Below are 24,679 nucleotides of genomic sequence, written 5' to 3'. Positions count from 1 at the left end.
ATTATGAACAAATTCCGGTTTTGCCATTTGTGCTGTCGGGTATTATCCGTTTAATTTTTTTGAAAACCGGATAATCAGCACAAGAAAGGCGGCGTATCGACATTCAACTTATGAAACCAAGCGTATTTTTTAACCTATAGTGTCATCCTGTATTTGTCGGAAAACCTAGTCTTTCTCTTTGAAGCTCTAACTTTGTCTTCTTCAAAAAAGAAAACCGGTTTTATTTCCGACACCCCAAGATTTACACGAACAACAAGTGAAAACAAGAGAAAAAACCTAAAAATTAGGCGTTTTTATTTATTGATTAAATTTTATGCATTTTTTAAGAAGAAATAAGCAAAAAATAAAAATATTAAATAATATCAATGGTTTCAAAAAACACTATTGACCGGCTCTGGTGCAACCTCTGCGCTTTTATTAAGCGTTCTTAAAATGAGCGCGGGTTGCTCTAAATTCTCTTAATACTGCTTTCGACTTGCCAGCGGGGGCAAGAAGAAATTCATGATGTAAAAATTAAACAGCAAAACAATAAAAATCGCGCCACGAGGGGCGCGATTCTCGATGACATTGAAAGGGATATGAAAAATCCTGCTTGTCTGGCAAAGCCGGTTTTGACAATCGCCAATTAACCGTTCACCCGAATGGCTTTTAACCGGCTTTCCCCATGGCAACCGGTTGGGGTGCTGTCAGTTCCTTCTCGTCAAATGCTCTCAAAAGATCATAGTGATAATCGGCATCTTCGCAGAACAATTCACTGCTCACCCCATAGGCAAGTCTTCTCACGCCGAATTTCAAAGCGGAAATTCCCGCCGATGCGGCAAGGCTTGGCATACCGGCAAAAGTGTAGCTGAAAATCCGATTAAGATATGGCGCATCCCCTTTCACCTTTTCCTGAAACTGGAAGTTTTTCCCAAGATAAGGGCAGCTTGCAATCACCGCATGTTCTTCACCCGCAGGTGGCGTAAAATGGTCGCCCCAGGTTTCGATCTTATCGGCAAAACGGGCAATTTCCGGCCGCGTTTTAAGGTCGATAATCAAGCCTGTGCCGACAATCAGAAAATCGAATTCATCACTTTCATGGGGCGTGACAAGGACAAGCTTTTCCCCCTCCATACGGCAGCTTTTAATGGGGCTTGCAAGTTTCAATTCATAATTGTCGAATTTTGTGCACCGCAAATAGGAATCCTGTGTCGGCGGCTGGTTGACATCGAAGAGATATTTCATGAAACGCCATTTCTTGTCGTCATCAAGATCGGCAAAATGGCGCAAAAACCCGCTATATTCCATAAAACGATAAGGGTTGACTGTCGGCAAAACGGAACGTCTGACAAAATGCGTTACCGATTTTGCACCAAATTCCAAGGCTGTGGCACTATTGTCGAAAGAAGACGAGCCACCCCCCACAACCGCAACACGCTTGCCGACAAGTTTGTCAAAATTAATCGCTTCGGCCGTGTGTGCATAAACTTTCTTGTCAAGATGATCCTTGAACATATCCGGCACAACCCATTGGCCGCTACCTTCAATGCCGGTCGCTAAAACCACAAGGCGGGTATAGATTATATCGGCTTTGCCGTTTCGTTCGATATGAAGCGCGAAAACATCATCTTGCAACGGCTCTATGTCGGTTACAACTGTCCGGTTTGTCACCTCTATATGGGTGACTTTTTTCAGCCAGTCGAGATATTCCGCCCAAAGATTGGTGGGGATTTTATAAAGCTCTTCCCAGGATTTGTGTCCGAAACGCGCTTCCCACCAGGCACGCACAGTCAAACTGCCAATGTCGAGATCAGGCCCCGTTACATATTTCGGCGTGCGCAATGTGTGCATACGGGCATAATTGCGCCACGGCCCTTCAAAACCGGCTTCATTTTTATCCAGAATGGCAATGTTGGTAACGCTTTCCCGCCGCAATTGTAGCGCCAATGTCAAACCGCTTTGTCCGCCGCCAATAATCACCACATCCTTCACCGGATTGCCGTGATATGTCTTCGGCTTTACCCATTGGCGAGCAGGATAGTTCAAACATTCAAGATCATATTTTGCCTGCCGCTCAAGCTTGGCAAGATTTATTTCGCTATTTTCTGGCATGTCTATTCCCCATTAAAGACAGTCCAAGGAACAAGCTCCGGCTTTTAAAAGAACCTTGGCTGCCGGTTTAAAACGGGGATGACACTTTCTGTCCGGATCGACCCGATCGACCCGCAATACGCTTTATGCCGGTGGTTGAGAGGCTAAATATAAGGCAAAAAATTGTCAAGATTAAAATTTAGGCAAAATCAAATATAATTTGCTGTTATTTCAAGCATAACCCATTGGTCAGCACGTATAAATATGTTTTTATTTTGCCTGTTTTCTGTTTTGTTTTTTATTTTTTGATAGTTCATTGCTTGTTTAATATTATTGATTTTATTTGGGGGGATAAAGCAACGGAAACGATCAGTGCAGTGTGGTGCGCCGCAATTAAGCGAGGCTCCGACAACCAAGTGAAACACCGGAAGGGCATTAAGTTCCCATAAAAAGCACTGCCGGAAAGGAAAAACACGCACATAAGTTTTTCCTGAAATGTCGGCGCATTTACGCCCCGAAAGTCAAGTGGCATGGCTCTTGCTTTTCATATTTTCAGCAACTGTCGAGATGCGGAAATTCTACGCGGTTTTATATCGAAGTGTTTTCCGGATATTGTTTTCAATTTTGTTCTTTAGGGAAGAAGAACCATGAAATCCAAGAAAGATTATCGTGCCCGCCAATTTTACGGTTATGGGCCGAACCCGCCAGACCCCGAATGGCCGGACGGGGCAAAAATTGCGGTACAATTTGTCATCAATTATGAAGAAGGCGGGGAAAGCAATATTCTTCATGGTGACAAAGCCTCCGAGCATTTATTATCCGAAATTGTCGGTGCAGTTCCTTGGGAAGGGCAGCGCAATCTCAATATTGAATCCTTGTATGAATATGGTGCGCGTGTCGGCTTTTGGCGGCTCTACCGGCTTTTTACCGAAAGAAATATGAAGCTTACGGTATTTGCCGTGGCCAAGGCTTTGGAGCTTAATCCGGCTGTTGCGAAAGCCATGGTCGAGGCCGATTGGGAAATTGCCACCCATGGCTTTCGTTGGCTTGAATATAAGGATGTTGATGAAGAGGAAGAGCGTTTTCACATTCGCGAAGCCGTACGCATCCAGAAACAACTAACGGGTGAGCGCCCATATGGAATCTATCAGGGAAAACCGTCGATCAACACTTTGCGGCTTACCATGGAAGAGGGCGGCTTTATCTATTCGTCAGATAGTTATGCCGATGAACTTCCCTATTGGGTAGAAGGCATCGAAAAGCCGTTTCTGATTATCCCTTATACATTGGATGTCAATGACATGCGCTTTGCAACCGCACAAGGCTTCAATAGTGGCGAACAATTTTTCAACTATCTGAAAGACAGTTTCGATGTTCTTTATGAAGAGGGTGAAAAAGGCGCGCCGAAAATGCTTTCTATCGGTTTGCATTGTCGTTTGGTTGGCCATCCGGGGCGGGCAAAGGCACTTGAAAAATTTCTTGATTATGTGGCAGCCAAAAAGTCGGTTTATATTGCACGGCGCATAGATATTGCCCGCCATTGGCAAAAAGTGCATCCGGCCAAATAAGCCTGAAACAGAATAAAGAAAAACCGGAGGACAAGAAACAATGGTCGAGCAGGAAAATCATAAAAAACAATTGCACGAGCTTGCCGTTTTAAAAATCGGAAAAGCCGAATTTTCTCCTTTTGGCGATGTGATCGATGTGAGGGAAGAAACAATTTCGCCCGACCAAATGGACAAAGAAAATAAAACAGGCTCGGCTTACCAAAAAAATCCGGTTATGATCCCGATCAATCAGGGGCGGGCAACCCGCTTTCATGATCTTGCAAAGGTTGAAGCGGAGGGGGAAAAGTCCCGCGTCCTCATCAATGTCTTCCGGTCTCTCCCGATCGACTTTCCTGTTCAGATTGATATGATGGAGCGCCACCCCTATGGCTCGCAGGCATTTCTGCCAGCGGGCGAAAATCCGTTTCTCGTTGTTGTGGCAAAGGATGAAGGGGGCAAACCTTCCGCCCCGCAAGCCTTTTATTGCCCTTCAGGTGTCGGCGTTAATTATCATAAAAATGTTTGGCATTTTCCGCTTCTTGCACTTTTCAAGACAAGCGATTTCTATGTGGTTGATCGCGGTGGTGTCGAAAACAATCTTGAAGAATATTTTTATCAAGACGAGGCTTGGCAAATAAGCCGGTTGCCGGATTTTGATAAATGACGGAAAGGCTTCGCGAACTTGCGTTTTAAAGAACCGAATTGAGCAAAATATCAAAATTGAGAACACATAAATACCGGCAAACAAATTAAGGAAAAAAGACCCCGTGAAAATTGAACAATTGAACACTCTTCCAGCCCCCGCTTTTATTGATTGTTTAAGCGGTATTTTCGAGCATTCCCCTTGGGTGGGGGAAAGTGTTGCAGGAAAACGCCCGTTTGAAAATCTCGATGCGCTTTATGAGACCATGGTCGAAGCGGTTCGACAAGCTCCGGAAGAGTTGAAAGACAGATTGATTTTGGCTCACCCCGATCTTGCGGGTAAGCTTGCCCGTTCATCGAAATTGACGGCGCAATCGGAAAAAGAACAAAAAGGGGCAGGGCTTGATCGTTTGAGCGAAGATGAATTCGATCAATTTCAGAAATTGAATGAAGCCTATCGGGCAAAATTTTCTTTTCCATTTATCATTGCGGTTCGGGGGCATGGTGGCAAAGCCCATGACAAATATTCCATTCTCGCCAATATGAAAAAGCGCTTGAACAATGATAAAGATGAAGAAAAAGCCACGGCGTTGACGGAAATCTTCCGCATTGCGCGCTTGCGGCTTGAAGATCTCATCGACAGCGAGGGATAAAACATGACCGGTTTGACAACCCATATTCTTGATACGGCATCCGGTAAACCGGCTAGCGGCGTTAAAATTCAGCTCTACAAGCTTTGCCCGCAAAATGTTCCGGAAAATGAAAAGAACGGGACAATAAACAACCCCCTTAGCACGGCCGAAAAAACGCATTTAGCGGGGGAAAAAACGCAATCCGTTGTCAAAAAATTGCTTGTTGAGACAAAGAGCAATCAGGACGGGCGAACGGAAAAACCGCTTCTTGATGAAAAGGCAATGGAAAACGGGCAATATGAATTGCACTTTTTCACGGCAGCCTATTTTTTAAACGAGGGCGCAAAACTTGATACCCCGCCTTTTCTTGATGAAATCACCATAAGCTTTTCAATAGCGGATAACACCGCCCATTATCATGTGCCGCTTCTTGTAAGCCCGTGGAGCTATTCGACCTATCGCGGCAGTTGAAAAACGAGGCCGGATAGGGAGTAAAAATCCGGCTGGATATTAAAATGAGGCTGGATATTATGACCGGATATTATGACCGGATATAATGAGACGCGCACATCATTCTCGCCGTCACTTTCAGGCACAAGTTTGTAAGCCCATGTTTCAGGCTTGTTGAGTATTTTTTGGCGTTATCGGTTTTAAAGTTCGTCGTAACGCTTGCCGATTTTCTTTCCGGAAATTGCCCAGATACAGGATAAAACAAGTGCAAGCAGCATAATAACCGGCGGGTAGGCAACTTTGTTCATAAGCGTATCAACCCAGCCCCAGAATGCATCCGACCCACGATAGACAAAAGTATCAATAGCGTTTTTTGCACTGAAGCGCGAATTTTCATCAACTGCCGAAAAGAGCATTTCACGGGCAGGGCGGGCAAGTGCATATTCTCCCACACGCCGCAATATCATCGCGATTGCCAAAATCGGAAAGCAATAGAATATGCCAAGCAGTCCGAACAGGATCACCATCATGACAGGCAAGCTTACAAGCAAGAATGTCACGCCGAATTTTTTTGCAATGCGGGCGGTAACGAACATCTGGATAAGAATGGACGAGGTTTGCACAACCGTATCCATAATGGAGAAAAACTGTGTCTGTTCAGCAGGATTGGTAAAGGTCGCCTGAACAAGGCGTGCCTGCGCGTAATAAAGAAAAGTGGTTCCGGCCGAGGTGAAAATGGCATAAACGGCAATTTGGCTGAGATAAGGCGATTGCACAATGAGTTTCAAGCCAATCCATATGCCGGAATAGGTTTCACTCTTTTCTTTTTCCGACGCAGCCATTCCAGGCTTGTCTTGTTTCATGTCTTTGCCGCGGCCGAAATCATTTCGCCAGTGCACGAGAAAAAGCCAGAGAAAAAGCGTTGATAAAAACAGCGCTGTCGAAATTAAAAGCAGGCCGGCATAGCCCACTTTTTCAACCATAAATGCGCTTATTAACGGGCCGGTTATGCCGCCGAGGCTTGCGCCTGCCGATAGGGGGCCAAACAGGCGCTGTGCCTGTTCTTTGGTAAAAACCTCGGCCAAAAAGCTCCATGTGAGGGAAATAACAAACAGGTTATAAACTGAAACCCAGACAAAGAATGCGCGCCCCACCCAGACATTGCCGCTATTATAATAAAGGCTTAGCGTAAAGCCGAGCATAATAAGACTACAAAAAAGCGTCGAATAGATGAAGAGATTGGTCTTTTTAATCTTCTGGCTGATAAAGCCGAAAACGGGCACAACGAGAAACATGGCGCAAAAAGTGGCAGTAAAAAGCCATGAGAGATGATCGACACCACCGGCAATGCCGAATGTTTCTCGCACCGGTCGCAACATGAAATAGCTGCAAAAGACAAGAAAAAGCGTGAAAAAGCCGCCCAAAAAAGCAACTGTTTCATGCGCTTTTAGCGCGAACAGACGTTCAAATATATGTTGCAGCTTGTTTGTCATTATAGGCCAAGGCGTTTACGCAATTTATCTGCCGGAAGGTGGGCACGAAAGCCCGGCGCGCCGGGAGCAAAAATATGCGCTGTTTCAAGTTTGCCGGTGATGACAGGTTCGCAACCGGTTTCGCGCACGAGCTCGGCCACAACGGCCAACGTTTTTTCATCGTCACTTGCGATCGGCATACCAACAGCTTCTATTCTTTTATTGAAACAATCTTCAATTACCGTGGCGTCAACTGCCGAAAAAGCGCGGACAAGGCGCACATCCGGCACATATTTTTTTACCGTTTCGGCAACGCCGTTTTTCTTTGCTTCGATTGAAAGAGGCTCTAAATCTCCTCCCCACAAAGGCGGGTTGGTAGCATCAATAACAATTTTCCCCTTCATTTCGGCGGCAAAATCTTTGCCAATTTGAGGCCAGGCTGAAAACGGCACTGCAACAAGGATAACATCACCAAATTGTGCCGCCTGGCGCGGTGTGCCGACTGAAGCTTTGTCTCCAAGCGGGTTTGTCAAGCGTCGCAACTCATCCGGATGGCGCGAAGAAAACATGACCGAATGGCCGGATTTCACAAGGAGGGTTGCAACAGTTCCGCCAAGCGAGCCGGCGCCAATGACCCCGATTTTAAGATTTTTGACATCAGCTTCCGTTTTTGTTGCGGGGCTATCGTTTACTGTTTCCGCTTTGGATGAATTTGAAGTCTTCCCCACCGAATTTTCGGTATTTTGTGAAAAAGCCTGCGACAGGGAAAAAATCTCGGCAAGAGACAGAGCCAAAGCAGATTTTAATATAAAACGACGATCAAGAGACATGTTGAACCTTCTTGTCTTGAACCTTGTTGTCCAGAACGGGAAACCTTTCTTGCTCAAATCGGGAAAGCCTTATCAAGTCGGGCGAGATCTTCTTCATCAAGATGAAGAGAAAGTGCGGCGCTGTTTTCACGGCAATGTGCGGGCGAACCTGATTGGGGAATGGAAATGGTAAAATTGTTTCTGATTGTCCAGCCGATTGCGATTGCAGCAGCAGTCATATGATGTTTTTGCGCAATGTCTTTTAACACCGCATTTTGCAAAAGCGGGGTTTTACCCGAACCAAGCGGTGAATAGGCCATAATCGGCATAGCGTTATTTTTTGACCAATCGAGAAGGCCACCTTCGATAGAGCGGTCGACAAGCGAATATTCCACCTGATTGGTTGCGCATTGGTCGCCTTTTTCAAGGCTAAAAAGATCATTCATGTCATTAATGGAAAAATTCGAAACGCCCCAATCGACAATGGAACCTTCGCTTTTTAATTCTTCAAACGTATCAACCACAGTTTTGAGGTTTGAAATTCCGCCACGCCAATGCAAAAGATAAAGATCCATCTGCTTTAATCCCAAGCGTTGAAGGCTGTTTTTGCAGGCATTGCGAATGTCTTCGGCTTTTGTTGCGTGCGAAGGCATGACTTTTGAAACGATATAAGGTTTTGTTCCGGTTTTTTTTATAACACGGCCAACCATTTCTTCAGCTTTACCGGAACTGTAAAGCTCGGCGGTATCAATCAGATTCATGCCAAGATCAAGACCGGTTGCAAGCGCTTCCTCTTCTTGTTCTAGAGGGCGTTGACCGGCTGCAAGCGTCCATGTTCCCATGCCAAGCGTCGGGATCATCCGGCCGGTTTTAAGACGGATTGGAGGGTTTTTTATAGCTGTGGCTTGTGTTCTTGCCGAAATTGTCGGACCAAGCATGAAAGCTGCACCACAGGCGATAGCAAATTGTCGACGTGTTATGTCCATTCTAGCGCCTTTCCTGTTTTTGTAGAGAGCAAGTATAGCCGAGCTTTCAAAAACGAAAAAGGTATTATTGTTCATTCATGAAATGAATGAAAATCATGAATGATCGGGGAGAAACAGAATTTTTATCAAGCCACGCTTTAGAGGCTGAAAAGCTTCTCATGAGGTCACAAGGTTCTCGAAAAAAAGCCGTTTCGACAGATGAAAGTCTCGAAATTCTGTTTAATTGCAGCGGTAATTTGACAAAACGTCACGCAGAATAACTTTTTTAAATAAATCAAAAATGGAGCATATGTTGAAATATAAAAATATTTATTTGGAAGAAACATATGGTCTGATGACCTGATTAAAATCCGAGATTATTTTATATGCCTCTTCCTGTGTTTTCAAATTAGAAAAGGATAATATTAATCCGCTCAAATCTCTTCTTTCTATTTGACGGTTTGAAATGCATCCAATTCCAAAATTTTCTTTTTGTGCAATTGTCATTAATTCAAGATCGTCACACTCAACACGATTTTTGCACAGTAATAATGTGTTAAGTCCGTGATTGAAATTTTTTACATGGAATATGTCGGAAACATATCTATTCAATGCATTTTGTAAAAATATTTGCCTTTTTTTATAATTAAGCCTCATTTTGTTCAAATGTTTGGCAAAATTACCAGAATCCATAAATTCGGATAAAACAGATTGGGTTAATATTGGAAATCCATCTATCCATTTTTGATAAAAATCGGTTATTTTCGGAACCATATACTTTGGAACAATAAAATAGCCTAATCGTAAGTCAGGATTAATTAATTTACTGAAACTACCAATATAGATCATATTGGCGTTTCTATGATTATTGAGACTGGCGAGAGCCGGTAGCGGTTTATTATCATATCGGAATTCACTATCGTAATCGTCTTCTATTATAAATGTACCATTTTTCTCAGACCAATCTAATAATGTATTTCGATTATCATCTCCCAGAACGTAACCGAGGGGGCTTTGATGATTGGCTGTGACGATAATAAATTTAACGTCGGGATGGTTTTTTAAAGCATCTGAAATTTGCATCCCGTTATGATCGACAGGAACAGCGACAATATGTGTACCCGAACTTTTAACAATATCCAAAGCGGGCGGAAAACACGGGTCTTCTAAAAATACTGTGTCTTCCGGTTCACTCAGAGCTTGCATAATGAGATTCAAGGCGCCGCGAAATCCGCTACTGATGAAGACCTGATCGGGTTCACAAACGATTCCACGGGACAGCCCGACGTAACGCGTGATGCTTTCTTTTAATTTTTTTAGCCCTGTTGGAAGTGGATAAAACAACGCATTATGCGTTTCAGCAATCTTTCGCTTTGAAAGACTACTCCAATATTTTGCGGGAAATAAATCAATGGCCGGTAAACCGATCTGGAGCTTTTTGAAGGTCGTTCCTTCGGCATAAATGGACTGATGTTTTGCGGAACTGGTCGCAGCCTTTGTGTGTACGCTTTCAGGGGCGAGGGAAAGGCTTGCAACATATGTGCCGGCAGGCCCTCTGGAGACGAGATAACCATCTCCAATAAGACGACTATATACGCTTTCGACGGTGTTTTTTCCAACCCCCAGTTCACGCGAAAGCGCCCTGATCGAGGGTACGCGCTGTCCTATCTGAAAAGTACCGCTATCGATTAATGCAATGATCTTTTGGTAGAGGCTATCACCAATTCCTGTGCGGGACAATTTGGGCGAATAGTTTGTGTCCATCGCGTCTATGTTTATAAGCTCGTTTGACATTCGTTTCCTCGCCGTCAGAAACATCTTCATTCATAACAATCAATGACAGTAATCAATAGATACTTAGAATTGAATGGTCAAACCGGTGAGAAGTCGCTCGAAAACTTGACATTCGCGAGAGCGGATTTTTCTGCCCGATTTCACCTTTAGCCTCGAACAAAAGATAATCATGACAGGGTTCCCCACGGCTCATCACAATCCGGTTTGCCGACTTCGGTTGGAGGAACAGGCATTCTTGAATAAGCCGGTGAGATGACCTCGATGAATGGCAGGGAAGCTTGGCGGGACAACGTTTTTGTCGGGCGACTTTGGCAATTTGGCAATTCTTTGATGTTTCGTTAAATATAAGGAGGGTCGTCTTTATACGGGCGAGGCTCTGGCTCTGGCTCGTGAACGTGCTGCTATCAGCCGATAGCCGAATTTTTATGAAAGCCGATGCCCACCTTCATTCCTTAACCACACCCCCTGAACGCCCACAAACCTTGAATGACCAGAAGCCCTGAACGACCACAAACCCTGACAAGGTTTACTTCACTATGCTGTGAGATAAGGGGGGGTTGCATAAACGGGTCATGAAGCCTGCCAAAAACACATCAAAATGTTCAAACAAGCGGAACCACTTCTCTTGATGTTATTTTACGATGCCAAGTGTTGAAAAAGAGCCTGATCTGTAGGCTTGTGGATTCGTAATTTCCATGACAGCGCTTTTGATTAAAAAGACAAGAAACAGAATCTTACGTTTGTTTTGTAGAAATCCCCATAGAAATTTTTATAGAAATGCATCCTTTGTGTCTGAAACCAAAATTCAAATGTCACTATCGAATTGTCCCGATATGTCCCTATCGCAACAAGCGCATTTGCGACATTGTTTCATTCACAGAATTTTAGAATACGGTAATGCATGTTTGACTTTCTTGAATTGCCTCTGCAAAATCGAGGCATATATTTTGCTAAAGTCAGTTTGGCTATCAGCTATCTTTCGGCTGTATTCGACCGTTTCGGTTTTTGGGGTCATTTTGGTGAAACAGGTGTTTCATGGGGCTCGATGACCCAATTTTTTAAACATGTCTCGACTCTGTGTCCTTGGGCTCCGGAAAACATGATTCCTGTTATTGGTTGGGTGGTTACAGCTTTAGAGGCATTAATAGCTTTAGCCTATATTATTAACACGAAGAACAAATTCATTAACATTGCAAATATATTTTTATTAATATTATTTTTGGTAAGTATGTCACTTTTTCAAAGTATAAAAATGATGATTAATTTCAATGTTATTGTTTGTTTTGCGATTTCGTTATTAATATATTTTGCAGACTATAATGACAATAAGGAGAAGAGAACATGAAAAATCTCAGATTGAAATATTTTGACTTATCGCCGGAACTTATGAGTGGTTTTAGAGCCGTGAAAGTCGCCCTTGAGAAAAGCGTTGTCGAACAAAAGCTGATTGAATTGGTCTATCTCAGAGTTTCTCAAATCAATGGATGCGCATATTGCCTTAATCTTCATACAAATTCCCTGCTAAAAGATGGCGAAACGCAGCGCCGTATAGCTGAAGTGGCCGGATGGCGTGTGAGTGACCAATATTCTGAAAAAGAACAAGCAGCACTGAATTGGGCCGAGCAGTTAACAAACATATCGACAAGCCACGCCGATGACGAGTCGTACGAGGCATTAAAAAAGGTCTTTAGTGATAAAGAAATATCAGACCTCACATTTGCAATATCGCTGATGAACGGAATGAACAGACTTGCCATTTCCATGCGGCAGTGAGGCGCATTACGACCAATGTCGAACAGTTGACTGAAAAAAGACGTAAGTTATTCACGGCTTGGAGATGAGGTGCAGGCCATTTCTTTTTTAAGCACTTTAAGTGCTTGTCCGGATAGGGATGAAGACGAGATCTATCCTGAAAAAGAAATGGCTGACACTTGAGCGCAAGGTCGAGAAAAGCTTTTCATTAATTCTTTCTATGAAATTGATGAAGTCGTAAAAAACGTCGCGGGCTAGTCTCAAGACGATAAGTGCGCTCCAAAATTGTTTGTTTGTCATTTGTTGATGTTTGTTTCGCAAACTTTATCCATTTTTCAGGTTCCGATAGCTGATTAACGGGACATGTTCTCATTCAGAGAAAAATCTATGTTGGTGTCAAAATCTATTTTTGTGTCATTGGTGAATAAGCCGAGAAAACGGGTTTTCCTGAATTATCAAGGATAGCCGGATTTGGTCTCGAAACATTGCAAAACTTGAAAAAAGCGAAATTATCGACGTAACCTTCGCGGCTGATGTGAAAATGGAAGTTGGCCGACCGGGCGCATCGGAAACGAGCTTCATAAACGGGGTGTATTTGTTTTTCTATCCCATGCGCTCCATATGGCTGCGTGACCATTTGGAAAACTTCTGACAGTGGCTTTTTCTCTTTAAAAGCAGGTTGCCGAATAGCCCGTAAAAACAGGGCGCGAAATAGCCAGCCTATGTTGAAGATATTCCAGGATTCCGGAATAAAGCCGGTTTCATAAAGCGTCATCAATAATGGCAATCAAAGCCCATCGCCAATTATATGCTTTCCTTGAAGGTGATTTGGTCGCAATCTGGTTCTGCGGCTTACGTCCAATAGGACAGATAAACCACAATAAAGATTGAAAAAATTTGGTAGGAAAAAATCAAGTGGCGCACCCGAAGAGATTCGAACTCCTGACCCCCAGATTCGTAGTCTGGTGCTCTATCCAGCTGAGCTACGGGTGCACTTTTGAAAACCACCGGAACGGTGTTTCCAGCCAGTTTCATTGCCGACATCCGGATTTGAACATCTTCAACGACTGACAAGCGGTTTCCTAATTGGTTCGTGAAAAAAATGCAAGAGAAGAATTTATTTTTTTGTTCATTCTTGTCGTTAATTCGCTCATATGCGGCTGAAACGCGGGAAATCCCTATTTTAAAAAACGCTTGTCAATAAAACATCGAGTGAGCCGGTGGTTCACATTTTTACATCATGGCAAGCCTTTTTCGGGCTTCATTGAAAGCCTTCAAGCTTTATCATAAAATTATGCGTCATTGCGTTGGTGTGTTTTTTCGCTTCTTTGGCGTTCATCACCATGCGAGGGGAGATCGGGAACACGAATTTCAAAATGTGCACCGCCACTATCTTCATCAATGAGTGAAATTGTGCCACCAAGGGCGTGGATAAGCTCTTCGCATATGGTTAGCCCCAAACCCGAACCGTTGCGGCTGGTCGAGCCCTGAAACGGTGAAAACAGATGTTCTTTGGCCTTTGCCGGCACACCGGGGCCGGTGTCTATAACGTCGATAATGGCCATATTGTCGATACGGTGTCCGCTAATGGTGAGCTTGTTTTGAAGATTTTCACCATCTTCCCGCTCCACCATGGCCTGAACAGCATTGCGGCAGAGATTGGTGAGAACGCGGTGGAGTTGTTCCTCATCGGCATCAACCGTCATATCAACCGGTATATCATTCACAAATTCGACCTGATCGGAACCGGGAAGGGTGAGCGATTCAAGCACATCCGCAACAAGGCTGTGAAGGAGAAGTTTTTTACGCTTTGGCGCTTCTTCCTGCGTGCGCCCGTAAGTGATAACTGTCTGGCTATAAGTGACCGCGCGGTCGATAGCGCGGATAAGTTTCGGTGCAATTTTTTTCACCATAGGGTCTTTTGCCGTGGCGAGGTGGTCCGACATCAATTGCGCGGAAGCCAGAATATTCCTCATGTCATGATTGATTTTTGAAACCGCAAGCCCCAGATTGGCCAGATGTTTCTGGTGAGCATAGCTTTTTTGCAATTCGCTTTCGATAACCGAAATACGTTTTTGTGTCATTCCCAATTCATCACGGCGCGGTTCGGGCACCAGAATTTTGCTGGGATTATGCGGTTCCATCACAAAATCGAGCATATTGGTGTAGATGCTTTGTAAAGGGCGCACCAGAAGTTCGTGGACGATGAGGTAAATTGTCGTTGCTGCAACAATCGCAATGGTGAGCGAAATCACAACAAAATGCCAGGAAAAATCGATCATTGCCTGACGCAATTTCGCGTCGGCGACGGTGACTTCAAGGATAATGTTGGTTCCTTCGATAGGACCGCGAAGGAGCAAAATATTATTGCCGCCAAAATAGAGCGTTGTGAGAGAATCAAGAAGGGCTTTGGTTTCGCTATAGTCGGGAAGGTTGATTGTTTCATTGACCTGTTTCAAATCCGGCGATGTGGCAAGATTGATTTTTTCACCATTTCTGACAATGCTGATGGCCAAAGCATCGGTGGCGGTCAAAACATTTTTTTGCAAGTTCGGGCTTAAGGTGATTTCGGGGCTGGAAGCCAGAATCATGCTGATGGCTTTTGCCGATTGGTGGTGGTCTTCAAGCCAGCTTTCCTGCATACTGGCAATAGAGGGCATAAAAACCATAATTTCAGTGATGAAAACCGAAAGCGTAATCAGCAATAACAGACGAACCCGCATACGCCGGTAGAAGGGGATTTTTTCATGCTCGCGATAAAGCGACATGCCCGTCGTTTTAGGCGTCTGTTCGCCGGTTATTTCTTCGTTAGCCATTCAACCTCTTCAGACGACCGTCATATCGGCGAAAATGCCGCGTCAGTTCTGACCAATAACGAGTCAATGCTGCCTTATAAAACCCGCATTTTAAATCCAGTCTATAAAAATCATTGATTAAGAACAAATTGTTTTTTCCCTTATCCGCCCGCAATTTCGGAAGTTGCGATTATTACCGAAATTTAACTGGACGAAAAACCGCTTATTTTGCATGAATTAGAGTCATAAAAACCTGGTTAACGGGCTTGATCGCCGGTTGATGGGGGCATAGAAGCCGCTTGAAATAAAGCGTTAGCAAAAGAATATTTTAAACGAATGCCAGAAAATAGATTATCGGATTTTCTTATCCTTTAATGAAAGTTGCGCGATGAAACGCCCGTCGAAAATTGCCATTGTTGTTATTTTTGCTCTCATTGTCGTCGGACTGTTTGTCTGGCAGGGTTCAAAAAATGGGAAAACCGACGATCATGCCTCCTCGTCCTCTAAAAACAACGAAGTGGTTGTAAAACCGGTAAGCCAAAAACTCATCAATGACCGTTTAAGCGCAATCGGCACGGGAAGGGCACTTGCAACCGTTGCCGTCACCCCCTGGTCGAGCGGCGTAATGGACAAGATTTATGTGAGTGCGGGAATGCACGTCAATGTTGGCGATCCGGTTGCAAAACTTGATTCCGATAATGAAGAAATCGCCGTCGAGCGCGCCAAAGTGGAAGTCAATGACGCGGAATTGACCATGGCAAGAACGGTCAAGTTGCGTTCCTCCAATACGGCAACCGAGGTGCAGGAATTGTCGGCAAAACTTGCACTCGACAAGGCAAGGCTCGCACTGCGTGATGCCGAGCTTGCGGCCGATCGCCGCACAATCCGTGCGCCGGTAAGCGGCATTGTGGGTATTTTACCGGTTGATGCGGGAAATTACGTAACATCCGATACAACAATCGCCCGCATAGATAATCGCGATCATATTCTGATTGATGTCTGGGTTCCTGAACGTTTTGCCCCGCTTATCAAAATCGGCCAACAAGTGAAAGCCACATCTATTGCCCGCCCCGGTGAAGAATTTGTCGGCCGCATCAGCGCCATTGACAATATGATTGATGAACAAAGCCGCACTTTGCGCATTCGTGCGGAAGTCGATAATGCCTCCGGTGTTCTCCAGTCGGGCATGTCTTTTTCTGTGTCGCTTGCTTTTCCGGGTGACCCTTATCCGGCTGTCGACCCGCTTGCAATCCAGTGGAACGCCGAGGGTGCTTATGTCTGGCGCGTGAAAAACGGTTCAATGAAAAACGCTCCAATGAAAAACGGTTCAATGGAAAACGGTCCAATGAAAGACGGTATTGTGGAACATGTGCGGGTGGGCATTGTCCAGCGCAATGCGGATTCGGTACTGGTCACCGGTGCACTTCATCAAGGAGATCTTGTTGTCACTAAGGGCGTGCAAAATCTGCAAGATAAAAGTGCTGTCGATGTTTTACAGGATGAAGGGGTGAAAGAGGCGGGAAAAAACGTTTCTCTTGCCAATCAGGACAATCGTTCGGCTCAATCCGGTGGCGATAGTGAGCCACGCGAAAAAGCAACAGAAGCGACTTCGGGTGAAGCCCAGAAAGCGGCCGGTGAACCTCAAGAATTAAAGGGAAACGAAAAGCAAATCCCTGACGGAGCAAACCGGTAATGGCGGGCGCTTTTCAGAAATCCGGTGAACGCGAAAAGGATCGCGAAAAGGATAAAGGCGGGCTGGTTGCGCTTTTTATCCGCCGTCCGGTGTCGGCTTTTGTGCTCAATGTGCTCATCATGGTGGCGGGGCTTGCCGCACTTCAGGGCATTGATGTGCGCGAATTGCCGGATGTCGACCGTCCGGTGGTGACAGTCTCAACCGATTTCGATGGCGCGGCGGCTGAAACAATCGACCGTGAAATCACCCAGAAACTTGAAGATGCGGTGGCGCGTGTTTCAGGTGTCAAGACCATATCCTCGCGTTCCTCTTTTGCCCGCTCGCGGGTAACGGTCGAATTTAACGACGGTGTTGATCTTAATGTAGCGGCAGCCGATATTCGCGATGCTATTTCACGTGTTACCAATGATTTACCCGATGATGCCGATGCGTCCCGTATTATCAAGGCAGATTCCAATGCCGATGCGGTGATGCGCCTTGCCGTAACGTCAACAACAATGAGTGTCGATGATTTGACGGTTTTGACCGAAGACCAGATTGTCGACACGCTTTCGGCGGTTTCCGGTGTTGCGGATGTGCAGGTCAATGGCGACCGTGACAAGATTTTCAGGATAGACATTAATCCGGCAAAACTCGCAAGTTACGGCCTGACCATTGCCGATGTCACGAAAACACTGTCCGATATGGCACTTGATGCGCCGGCCGGCTCGCTCAGAAGTTCCAGTCAGGCGCTGGTGGTGAGAGCAACTGCCAATATCTCCACGCCGGAAGAATTCGAGAATGTCTATCTCAACAATCGTGTGCGTATCGGCGATATTGCCAATGTCACTCTGGGGCCGGATGTGGAAACCTCGATTGTGCGTGTGAATGGCAAACCCGGTGTCGGGCTTGGTATTGTGCGGCAGGCACAATCAAACACACTCGATATTTCCGAAGGAATAAGGTCGGCTGTTGACAATCTCAACAAAACACTTCCTGAAGGCGTGCATATTACCATTACAAGTGATGATGCAAGCTTTATCAAAGGCGCTATTCACGAAGTCGAGGTGGCGCTTATTGTTGCGGTTTTAAGCGTTGTGGTTATCATTTTTCTGTTTTTGTGGGATTTGCGCGCCACTTTCATTCCCGCACTTTCTATTCCTGTCGCCTTGATCGGCACATTTGCCGCTATTTATCTTGCCGGTTTTTCGGTCAATATTCTAACTCTCCTTGCACTTGTTCTTGCGACCGGTCTGGTGGTCGATGATGCGATTGTCGTTCTGGAAAATATTGTGCGTCACCGTAATCTTGGCGCAGGGCCGAGGGCTGCGGCCGTTATCGGTACAAGAGAAGTGTTTTTTGCTGTGATTGCCACAACACTGACGCTTGTTGCGGTTTTCGTGCCGATTTCCTTTTTGCCAGGTCAGGCAGGCGGGCTTTTCCGCGAATTCGGTTTTGTGCTGGCAATTGCCATTCTGCTTTCGGCAATTGTGGCTTTGACACTTTGCCCGATGCTTGCTTCAAGATTTCTGAAAGATGTCAAAAAGCCTGCCGCAGACATTGCCGATAATGAGGGAAGTTTAAACGATGAGGAAAATTTGAACGGTGAGGGAAACGGGCGCGTTCAGGAAAATAACGGGCAGGAGGGCTTAAGCGACGGGCATTCCAAACCGGCATTGCTTTTAAAATTTGCCCAGATATTACAGAATTTCTATGCCCGCACTTTGCACCGTGCTCTTGACCATCCGTGGATTGTGGTTTTGCTTTCGATCGGCTTTGTTGTTTTAAGTGCGGGTGGATACCTCACCTTGCGGCAGGAACTGACCCCGTCGGAAGACCGCGCACAGGTGTTTTTGCGCATCAACGGGCCACAAGGAATTTCTGTCGATTATCTCAATGATGAAATGCGCAAGATAGAAGATGCGCTTTTGCCGTTCAAAGAAAGGGGCGAAATCATCAATACCTATTCGGTATCAGGCACTTTCGGCTCGTCCAATAACGGTTTTCTCATGCTCAATCTTGCACCTTGGGGCGAGCGTCACCGCAGCCAGCAGGAAATCGTTCAGGAAATCAACCAAATTATGAAGGGTTTTCCGGCTGTGCGTGTCATTGCGGCGGAAGGTAATTCGCTCGGCATCAGGGGGGCGGGTCAGGGCTTGCAATTTGCAATTCTCGGCACCGATTATGCGAAACTCCAGCCGGTTGCCGATGCGCTGGTCAGGAAAATGCAGGAGGACCCGCGTTTTGTCCAGCCGCGCTTGAGTGTTGAAGCAACGCAGCCACAATTGTTCATCGACATTAATCGCGAAAGGGCAACCGATCTCGGTATTGACATTACCGGACTTGCCAATGCCGTGCAATCCATGCTTGACGGGCGCAAAATCGGCTCGGTCTATATTGGCGACCGTTCCTATGATGTGAAGCTTGTGTCGAATAGCACACCGGTCAATGACCCGACCGATCTTGAAAATATTTTCATGAAAACGGCAGATGACCGTTTTGTGCCGATGTCGGTGGTGACAACGGTTAAAGAAAAGCCGGTTCCTCCGGAACTCGGACGGGAATCGCGTATGCGCTCGATTGCCTTGACGGCAAGTCTTGCACCGGGTTTTGCACTCGGTGAAGCCTATCAGCAGGCGCTTGAACTTGCCAAACCCATATTGCCTGCGGGAAGCTATATCATCCCGCTTGCCGAGGCTGCCACATTGAGCGAAACCTCTTCCGGCCTCATTATCGTGTTCGGCTTTGCATTGGTCATTATTCTTCTTGTTCTTGCGGCACAGTTTGAAAGTTTCATTTCCGGCCTCATTGTTATGGCAACAGTGCCGCTCGGCCTTGGCAGTGCGGTTTTTGCCATGATGGTGAGCGGGGTAAGCCTGAATGTCTATAGCGAGATCGGGCTGGTGCTGCTTGTCGGCATTATGGCCAAAAACGGCATTCTGATTGTCGAATTTGCCGACCAGCTCAGAAACCGCAACCAGACTTTGCGCGAGGCGGTGGAAAATGCCGCCAATATACGTTTGCGGCCGGTATCAATGACAATGATTTGCGCCATTCTTGGTGGTGTACCGCTCATTCTTGCAAGCGGAGCGGGTGCAGAAGCCAGAATTTCTTTAGGCTTTGTCATTGTTGGCGGGCTTGGCCTTGCAACCATTGCAACGCTTTATGTGACACCGGTTACCTATCTCTTGCTTGGCCGCTTCATCCGCCCGAAAGCCGAAGAGGATTTCGAGCTTGAGGAGGAGCTCAATGCCGCGCAAAATGCCAAAACAACCGGCTGAAACAAGAGATCAATACGAGAAAAACAAAAAAACGTACCGCGATTTGTTGCTGTACCAGAACCGCCAGAACTGATTGATGAAGGTGCGTCACATGTTTGTCCAGAACCGCACCACCGTTCGCTTGTCCGGCTTACAGAATATGTAAGGCCGTTATCATCCTTAACAGCATTCCGGATGCCCACACTCATATTGTTTGCGGCACAATAGAAACAGTCAAAATAGCAATAGATGATAAAACAGCAGGTAAAATACGCGTATTATTCTCCTCTCACTTAACAAAAAGCACATTTACCAGTAGGTAAATGTGAAAACAAAACCGCCTATTTGTGAATGTACAATTCCTAAACCGTCTTTTATTTTTTGCTGAACAACATCTTGATCTACATTGTCCTCGTTCCAGCTGTATCCAAAAGCACCGTTATGCCAGGTGCTTTCAACTCTGGCAAAACCGAATAGGTCTGATTGTTCTCCATTTGTATAAATCTTAAAATTACCGTTTTTCAAAGCGGCTAGTTGTTTTGAGAAACTACCATCTTCATCACCAAGCATTTTTCGAGCTTCGGTTAATTGAGCGCGGATAACATTTTTTGCAAGCTGCTTAAATTCATCGATCGACAGATCCAACGGCACACGTTGATTTATTTGACCACCTTCTAGATTGACTTTAGCCCAATCAGAGCAATGGATCATCATCATAGCATCATAACTCATAGGTTCATCATGTGTTGAGTAATATTCAACGAGCTTTGCAACTTGTTTAGCTGATGGTTTTTTATTAGGGTCCCACGTAATTGATGAAATTGCGGATTGTGTTCGGTCGGAAACAGTCGTATTAGCACCTACTTTTACAGTCGGTTCTTCGTTTTTCTTGGATTTTGCGGCTTCGGGTTGCGCTATATCAGTGATAAGCTTGAGCGCGATCTCTCCGCGCACACCGGATAAAGAATGTACAGATGTAACCATTGTCTCTCTCCACGACGATCATGGACGAGTGCTAATCCTCATGATTTCACGCTATCCGATATTGTATTCTTCATGAATACACTTGGATTTTATCACACAAAACACTAATCGAAAAGACTTTGTTGTTTGTTATCGTCCTGCTCTATTTTGCTTGTGCCGGCAGCGCGAAGCGATAGCAAAACCTAGCCCAAGCCGCGCCATGGATGTGTGGTCTTGTCCCTTTCGGGTAACGATCAGTGACGCAAGGCCGCTGATTTTTTTGTGGTCGGCAGGATCGGCTAGTTTTAAAAAAATTCACTTACGAGATTCCGCTATGCTTGGATCTCGACGCGCCTCGATCTCGACCGTTGTTCTCGATTTTGAGCAGCGGCAAGGCCGTGTCGCTCTGGAACATTCTACCTTGTTACATTCTCCAGGGCTTCCCCGGCCGATAGGAGCGTTATCCACCCGAAGGGCTGGCCGCTTGCGGCCTAGCAGCCTTGTGGCAACCGCGTCCCTCATTGAACGCTGTAGGTTGTCCACATGGCTGTGGTTACCGCCCCTTATTTATTTGAAGGCAGGGCCAAGATAATAGGATTAAGAGATAAGCTATTTGCTGGTCTGTTGGCGGCTTTGTCGATTGTCTATCGGGAGCCTCAAGAAAACCCGCTTATGATGCCGAAATATAAGGCTGAAATATAGGGGCACACAAGGCTCGCCCGAGTTTCCGTTTTAGTAAGATTGAATTTTCTTTCAAGCGGAATGGATAAAGGCAATTTTACCTCTTTTACTTCAATATGTTTCATCTTAAATTCTATTTACACAATGGAGGGTAGCTTGCCATGTTCCGCAACGAAGAAAAATTCCGCGCCGCTTTTAACGCATTGAAAACCCATGCAAAAGATCCGGAGCTTGGCGATATTCGCTCACTATTTAAAAATGACCCGCAGCGTTTCGAGCACTTTTCATTGCGGCTTGATGATTTGCTGTTCGATTTTTCCAAATGCGGGGTCACAGCGCAAACTTTGGAGCTTCTTGATAATCTTGCCGATGCTGCCGGTTTGAAAGAGCGGCGAGAGGCCATGTTTTCCGGCGAGCCGATCAATCTGACCGAAAATCGTGCGGTTCTTCACGTTGCATTGCGTGCGCCGAAGGGTAGCACAATCATGCTTGGTGACAAAAATGTTGTCGAGGATGTGCAATCGGTGCTCTCGCATATGGAAAAATTCTGTGAAGGGGTGCGCTCCGGTGCTTTGAAAGGCGAACATGGCGGCAAGATTACCGATGTTGTCAATATCGGCATCGGCGGTTCCGATCTTGGGCCGAAAATGGCGACACTTGCTTTAAAACCCTATCATGACGGGCCGAATTGCCACTTTGTCTCCAATGTCGATGGTGCCGATATTGCCGATACGTTGTCGCGGCTTGATCCGGCAACAACATTGATTATTATTTCTTCCAAAACCTTCACAACCGCCGAAACCATGACCAATGCGCGTGTTGCGCGCCAGTGGATTGCCGAAAAACTGGGCGAGATGGCGGTTTCAAAACATTTTGCGGCAGTTTCGACAGCACTCGGCAAGGTGGCCGATTTCGGCATTGACCCGTCGCGCGTTTTCGGCTTCTGGAACTGGGTTGGCGGGCGTTATTCTGTCTGGTCGGCAATCGGCCTTTCGGTGATGATGGCAATCGGGCCGGAAAATTTCAGAAAGTTTCTCTCTGGCGGCCATGCAATGGATGAACATTTCCGCACCGCACCTTATTCTCGAAACCTTGCCGTCCGGCTGGGTTTGATCGGTTTTTATAACCGCGTCATTTGCGGCTATCCGACACGCGCTGTCATTCCTTATGAGGAACGTCTGTCGCGTCTACCCGCCTATCTCCAGCAACTCGACATGGAATCGAACGGCAAACATGTAACCATTGATGGCAAGCCGGTTGCAATGCCAACAGGCCCCGTTGTCTGGGGGGAACCGGGAACCAACGGGCAACATGCTTTCTTCCAGCTTTTGCATCAGGGAACCGATATTATACCGGTTGAATTCATTGTTGCTGTGAACGGGCATGAACAAAACTTGCGTCATCAACATGACATGCTTCTTGCCAATTGTTTTGCCCAATCGGAAGCATTGATGCGTGGCCGCAGCCAAGAAGCGGCAAAAGCCATGTTGATAAAGGGCGGCATGAGTGAGGCGGAAGCAGAAAAACTAGCTCCCCACAAAAGCTTTGTCGGCAACCGCCCGACATTGACGCTTGTTCATGACAAGCTTACCCCCTTCACATTGGGGCGGTTGATTGCGCTTTATGAACACAGGGTCTTTGTCGAAGGCACGCTCATGAATATCAACTCCTTCGACCAATGGGGTGTCGAATTGGGTAAGGAACTCGCCAATGAATTGTTACCCATGGTGTCGGGGCAAGAAAGTGCCGAAGGCCGCGACAGTTCGACAAGCGGTTTGATCGCTTATGTCAACGAGCGCTGCTCGCACTGAAATTCCGGCCTAGAACAAATTTTAAAGGCAGTGTCTAAAAAGACGCTGCCTTTTAATTTATCTTTTCTCTCGTGTCTCGTGTCTCGTGTCTCGTGTCTCGTATCTCGTGTCTCGCATATCGCATTAAACTTCCGCTTATGTGCCGCTTGGCGTAATAAGCCGCTTGGCGTAATAAACCGTTTGCGATATGCCGGTATCACTGATTTTCCGGTCTTTCCGGTTGCGTTTCGCATTCTGTCATCCAACTTTCGAGAAAATTAAATCATCCGGCCTTTGAAAAGACCAATGCGAAAGGTGCCCCATTGGCAAAGCAGTTTTCCGCAATTGTCGTGCTATTCACCTTTGGGCGGGCGAATAATCACCGGTAAAAAAGGTTGATCGGTGAATGCGCCTATTTTGAAAAATCCGGTTTTTTAAAAATTCCGCTTTATTTTAAAGGCGAAGACAGAATGGGCAAATTTCTGCCGGAAGCGGGCTTGTTGTTTTGGTGAAGTTCAAAGTGGTGAAGTTCAAAGCGGTGAAGTCTAAAGTGGTGAAGCTTGAATAAAAAAAGCTAAAAAAAATTTGCCGGTTATTTTTAAACTTTAAAGTCCTTCACCCGACAAGCTGTCTTGTATCTTTCCGGAAAGATTTTGTCTGGCTTAGAATCAATCGTGTGCCGAGCGCATCAAGATCAAAATTCTTTGCCGAGTTCAGCCATTCGTGGAGAATGCCGCCCACAACACACACAAGCACGCGCGCCGCATCTTCCGGCCGCCAATCATCGGAAAGCATGTTGCGGCTTTGCGCCACATAGAGCATACGCGTAAAAAGATCGAGCATACTGTCGTGAGCTTCCCTCAAGCGCAATATCATTTGCGAAAATTCGTCGACATATTCGCAACGCAAAGTGATAATTGTCATCACCCGTTGCTGGTGCTCGTCTTCGGCAAAACGGCCAAGCGAAGCGCAAGCCGATTTTTCCAGAATGTCGATCGGATTGACAGAATCATTGCGCTTGACCTCGTCGATCAGCTCTTCCTGAGGAAATTTGATACGGTCGATAATCGCATTGTAAATCGCCGGTTTGTCACGAAAATGGAAATAGATTGCGCCGCGTGTAACGCCAGCGCGTTCGGCAATTTCGTTCAACGAAGTTTTGGAAACGCCCTTGGTTAGAAAAGCCACTTCCGCCGCGTCGAGGATCGTTTCACGCGTTTCGCTCGCTTCAGCTTTTGTCCTCCTCATTTGGTCACCCTTTTTGTTCTGTTAATAACTGCCGAAACGCGAAATCTTGTCCCGAAAAACGCGGAAGATTGATTGAAAAATGTTAAATTAAGTCTTTGCAACCGGTTGTGACGCCTTATTATTGCTGTTATTAAGTG

19 protein-coding genes and 1 tRNA gene are annotated in these 24,679 nt (G+C 45.9%); 10 read left to right on the top strand and 10 right to left on the bottom strand.

The annotated features are described in order from the left end of the window. Positions 1–648: 648 nt before the first annotated feature. Both BBC0122_RS08860 and BBC0122_RS08855 read right to left on the bottom strand, forming a co-directional pair. Positions 649–2,091, bottom strand: a complete 1,443-nt coding sequence (locus BBC0122_RS08860) for an FAD-dependent oxidoreductase (RefSeq protein ID WP_077993122.1) — start codon at positions 2,089–2,091, stop codon at positions 649–651. A 188-nt stretch (positions 2,092–2,279) separates the two neighbouring features. Then, positions 2,280–2,549 (bottom strand): hypothetical protein, encoded by a 270-nt coding sequence (locus BBC0122_RS08855; RefSeq protein WP_077993120.1) that lies wholly within the window; start codon positions 2,547–2,549, stop codon positions 2,280–2,282. A 168-nt stretch (positions 2,550–2,717) separates the two neighbouring features. Between BBC0122_RS08855 and puuE the strand changes: the two genes are divergently transcribed. The 4 genes from puuE to uraH all read left to right on the top strand — a co-directional run bounded on the left by puuE (position 2,718) and on the right by uraH (position 5,362). After that, on the top strand, positions 2,718–3,638 hold the full coding sequence (gene puuE / locus BBC0122_RS08850; RefSeq protein WP_077993118.1) for an allantoinase PuuE: 921 nt from the start codon (positions 2,718–2,720) through the stop codon (positions 3,636–3,638). Positions 3,639–3,678: 40 nt separating this feature from the next. Next, positions 3,679–4,281, top strand: coding sequence for an ureidoglycolate lyase (locus tag BBC0122_RS08845; protein WP_077993115.1), 603 nt, complete (start codon positions 3,679–3,681; stop codon positions 4,279–4,281). A 103-nt stretch (positions 4,282–4,384) separates the two neighbouring features. Beyond that, complete coding sequence (gene uraD, locus BBC0122_RS08840; protein ID WP_077993113.1) at positions 4,385–4,912, top strand: 2-oxo-4-hydroxy-4-carboxy-5-ureidoimidazoline decarboxylase; 528 nt, start codon at positions 4,385–4,387, stop codon at positions 4,910–4,912. A 3-nt stretch (positions 4,913–4,915) separates the two neighbouring features. Further along, positions 4,916–5,362, top strand: a complete 447-nt coding sequence (gene uraH / locus BBC0122_RS08835; protein ID WP_077993111.1) for a hydroxyisourate hydrolase — start codon at positions 4,916–4,918, stop codon at positions 5,360–5,362. Between the two features lie 179 nt (positions 5,363–5,541). On the opposite strand, the gene BBC0122_RS08830 is transcribed toward uraH, so the two are convergent. The 4 genes from BBC0122_RS08830 to pdxR all read right to left on the bottom strand — a co-directional run bounded on the left by BBC0122_RS08830 (position 5,542) and on the right by pdxR (position 10,381). Continuing rightward, the gene (locus tag BBC0122_RS08830; protein ID WP_077993108.1) at positions 5,542–6,834 is read right to left on the bottom strand and encodes an NTP/NDP exchange transporter; all 1,293 of its coding nucleotides are present in this window, start codon (positions 6,832–6,834) and stop codon (positions 5,542–5,544) included. Further along, positions 6,834–7,643 carry an NADPH-dependent F420 reductase gene (locus BBC0122_RS08825; RefSeq protein ID WP_077993106.1) on the bottom strand — a complete coding sequence of 270 codons (810 nt, stop codon included), beginning with the start codon at positions 7,641–7,643 and terminating at the stop codon, positions 6,834–6,836. The genes BBC0122_RS08830 and BBC0122_RS08825 overlap by 1 nt, the downstream gene beginning before the upstream one ends. Before the next feature lie 53 nt (positions 7,644–7,696). Further along, positions 7,697–8,608, bottom strand: coding sequence for an aldo/keto reductase (locus tag BBC0122_RS08820; RefSeq protein WP_198240927.1), 912 nt, complete (start codon positions 8,606–8,608; stop codon positions 7,697–7,699). Positions 8,609–8,917: 309 nt separating this feature from the next. Further along, a complete protein-coding gene (gene pdxR, locus BBC0122_RS08815) occupies positions 8,918–10,381 on the bottom strand; it encodes a MocR-like pyridoxine biosynthesis transcription factor PdxR (RefSeq protein ID WP_188318018.1) in 1,464 nt (487 codons plus the stop codon). 901 nt (positions 10,382–11,282) lie between these two features. Here pdxR and BBC0122_RS08810 point away from each other — a divergent pair. Then, positions 11,283–11,726 carry a hypothetical protein gene (locus tag BBC0122_RS08810; RefSeq protein ID WP_077993102.1) on the top strand — a complete coding sequence of 148 codons (444 nt, stop codon included), beginning with the start codon at positions 11,283–11,285 and terminating at the stop codon, positions 11,724–11,726. Further along, positions 11,723–12,154: a carboxymuconolactone decarboxylase family protein gene (locus tag BBC0122_RS08805; protein WP_077993100.1), complete on the top strand. Its 432-nt coding sequence runs from the start codon at positions 11,723–11,725 to the stop codon at positions 12,152–12,154. Before BBC0122_RS08810 ends, BBC0122_RS08805 begins: the two co-directional genes overlap by 4 nt. Positions 12,155–13,049: 895 nt before the next feature. Here BBC0122_RS08805 and BBC0122_RS08795 read toward each other — a convergent pair. Together BBC0122_RS08795 and BBC0122_RS08790 are read right to left on the bottom strand one after the other, a co-directional pair. Then, positions 13,050–13,126: transfer RNA gene (locus BBC0122_RS08795), tRNA-Arg, on the bottom strand. A 299-nt stretch (positions 13,127–13,425) separates the two neighbouring features. Then, positions 13,426–14,949, bottom strand: a complete 1,524-nt coding sequence (locus BBC0122_RS08790; protein ID WP_077993097.1) for a sensor histidine kinase — start codon at positions 14,947–14,949, stop codon at positions 13,426–13,428. Between the two features lie 367 nt (positions 14,950–15,316). Here BBC0122_RS08790 and BBC0122_RS08785 point away from each other — a divergent pair, with 367 nt between their 5' ends. Continuing rightward, a complete protein-coding gene (locus BBC0122_RS08785; RefSeq protein WP_077993095.1) occupies positions 15,317–16,621 on the top strand; it encodes an efflux RND transporter periplasmic adaptor subunit in 1,305 nt (434 codons plus the stop codon). After that, the gene (locus BBC0122_RS08780) at positions 16,621–19,881 is read left to right on the top strand and encodes an efflux RND transporter permease subunit (protein WP_077993091.1); all 3,261 of its coding nucleotides are present in this window, start codon (positions 16,621–16,623) and stop codon (positions 19,879–19,881) included. Before BBC0122_RS08785 ends, BBC0122_RS08780 begins: the two co-directional genes overlap by 1 nt. Positions 19,882–20,169: 288 nt before the next feature. Here the strand turns inward: BBC0122_RS08780 and BBC0122_RS08775 are convergent, their stop codons facing one another. Then, the gene (locus tag BBC0122_RS08775; RefSeq protein WP_077993090.1) at positions 20,170–20,844 is read right to left on the bottom strand and encodes a hypothetical protein; all 675 of its coding nucleotides are present in this window, start codon (positions 20,842–20,844) and stop codon (positions 20,170–20,172) included. A gap of 522 nt (positions 20,845–21,366) precedes the next feature. On the opposite strand from BBC0122_RS08775, the gene BBC0122_RS13025 reads away from it, so the two are divergent. Both BBC0122_RS13025 and pgi read left to right on the top strand, forming a co-directional pair. Further along, a complete protein-coding gene (locus tag BBC0122_RS13025) occupies positions 21,367–21,525 on the top strand; it encodes a hypothetical protein (protein ID WP_188318017.1) in 159 nt (52 codons plus the stop codon). A gap of 140 nt (positions 21,526–21,665) precedes the next feature. Then, on the top strand, positions 21,666–23,315 hold the full coding sequence (gene pgi, locus BBC0122_RS08770) for a glucose-6-phosphate isomerase (RefSeq protein ID WP_077993088.1): 1,650 nt from the start codon (positions 21,666–21,668) through the stop codon (positions 23,313–23,315). A gap of 594 nt (positions 23,316–23,909) precedes the next feature. On the opposite strand, the gene BBC0122_RS08765 is transcribed toward pgi, so the two are convergent. Next, on the bottom strand, positions 23,910–24,542 hold the full coding sequence (locus tag BBC0122_RS08765) for a TetR family transcriptional regulator (protein ID WP_077993086.1): 633 nt from the start codon (positions 24,540–24,542) through the stop codon (positions 23,910–23,912). Positions 24,543–24,679: the final 137 nt, after the last annotated feature.

Origin of the sequence: Ditibartonella choladocola, from assembly GCF_002007565.1 — a bacterium.
In the GTDB taxonomy this organism is placed as follows: domain Bacteria; phylum Pseudomonadota; class Alphaproteobacteria; order Rhizobiales; family Rhizobiaceae; genus Bartonella; species Bartonella choladocola.
This window is presented reverse-complemented; position numbering and strand designations above follow the sequence as displayed.

Excerpts from the sequence above, each read along its gene's own strand:
- BBC0122_RS08860 (WP_077993122.1), bottom strand. The coding sequence starts at position 2,091 with ATGCCAGAAAATAGCGAAATAAATCTTGCCAAGCTTGAGCGGCAGGCA.
- puuE (WP_077993118.1), top strand. The coding sequence starts at position 2,718 with ATGAAATCCAAGAAAGATTATCGTGCCCGCCAATTTTACGGTTATGGG.
- BBC0122_RS08845 (WP_077993115.1), top strand. The coding sequence starts at position 3,679 with ATGGTCGAGCAGGAAAATCATAAAAAACAATTGCACGAGCTTGCCGTT.
- uraH (WP_077993111.1), top strand. The coding sequence starts at position 4,916 with ATGACCGGTTTGACAACCCATATTCTTGATACGGCATCCGGTAAACCG.
- BBC0122_RS08830 (WP_077993108.1), bottom strand. The coding sequence starts at position 6,834 with ATGACAAACAAGCTGCAACATATATTTGAACGTCTGTTCGCGCTAAAA.
- BBC0122_RS08825 (WP_077993106.1), bottom strand. The coding sequence starts at position 7,643 with ATGTCTCTTGATCGTCGTTTTATATTAAAATCTGCTTTGGCTCTGTCT.
- BBC0122_RS08820 (WP_198240927.1), bottom strand. The coding sequence starts at position 8,608 with ATGGACATAACACGTCGACAATTTGCTATCGCCTGTGGTGCAGCTTTC.
- pdxR (WP_188318018.1), bottom strand. The coding sequence starts at position 10,381 with ATGTCAAACGAGCTTATAAACATAGACGCGATGGACACAAACTATTCG.
- BBC0122_RS08810 (WP_077993102.1), top strand. The coding sequence starts at position 11,283 with ATGTTTGACTTTCTTGAATTGCCTCTGCAAAATCGAGGCATATATTTT.
- BBC0122_RS08805 (WP_077993100.1), top strand. The coding sequence starts at position 11,723 with ATGAAAAATCTCAGATTGAAATATTTTGACTTATCGCCGGAACTTATG.
- BBC0122_RS08790 (WP_077993097.1), bottom strand. The coding sequence starts at position 14,949 with ATGGCTAACGAAGAAATAACCGGCGAACAGACGCCTAAAACGACGGGC.
- BBC0122_RS08785 (WP_077993095.1), top strand. The coding sequence starts at position 15,317 with ATGAAACGCCCGTCGAAAATTGCCATTGTTGTTATTTTTGCTCTCATT.
- BBC0122_RS08780 (WP_077993091.1), top strand. The coding sequence starts at position 16,621 with ATGGCGGGCGCTTTTCAGAAATCCGGTGAACGCGAAAAGGATCGCGAA.
- BBC0122_RS08775 (WP_077993090.1), bottom strand. The coding sequence starts at position 20,844 with ATGGTTACATCTGTACATTCTTTATCCGGTGTGCGCGGAGAGATCGCG.
- BBC0122_RS13025 (WP_188318017.1), top strand. The coding sequence starts at position 21,367 with ATGGCTGTGGTTACCGCCCCTTATTTATTTGAAGGCAGGGCCAAGATA.
- pgi (WP_077993088.1), top strand. The coding sequence starts at position 21,666 with ATGTTCCGCAACGAAGAAAAATTCCGCGCCGCTTTTAACGCATTGAAA.
- BBC0122_RS08765 (WP_077993086.1), bottom strand. The coding sequence starts at position 24,542 with ATGAGGAGGACAAAAGCTGAAGCGAGCGAAACGCGTGAAACGATCCTC.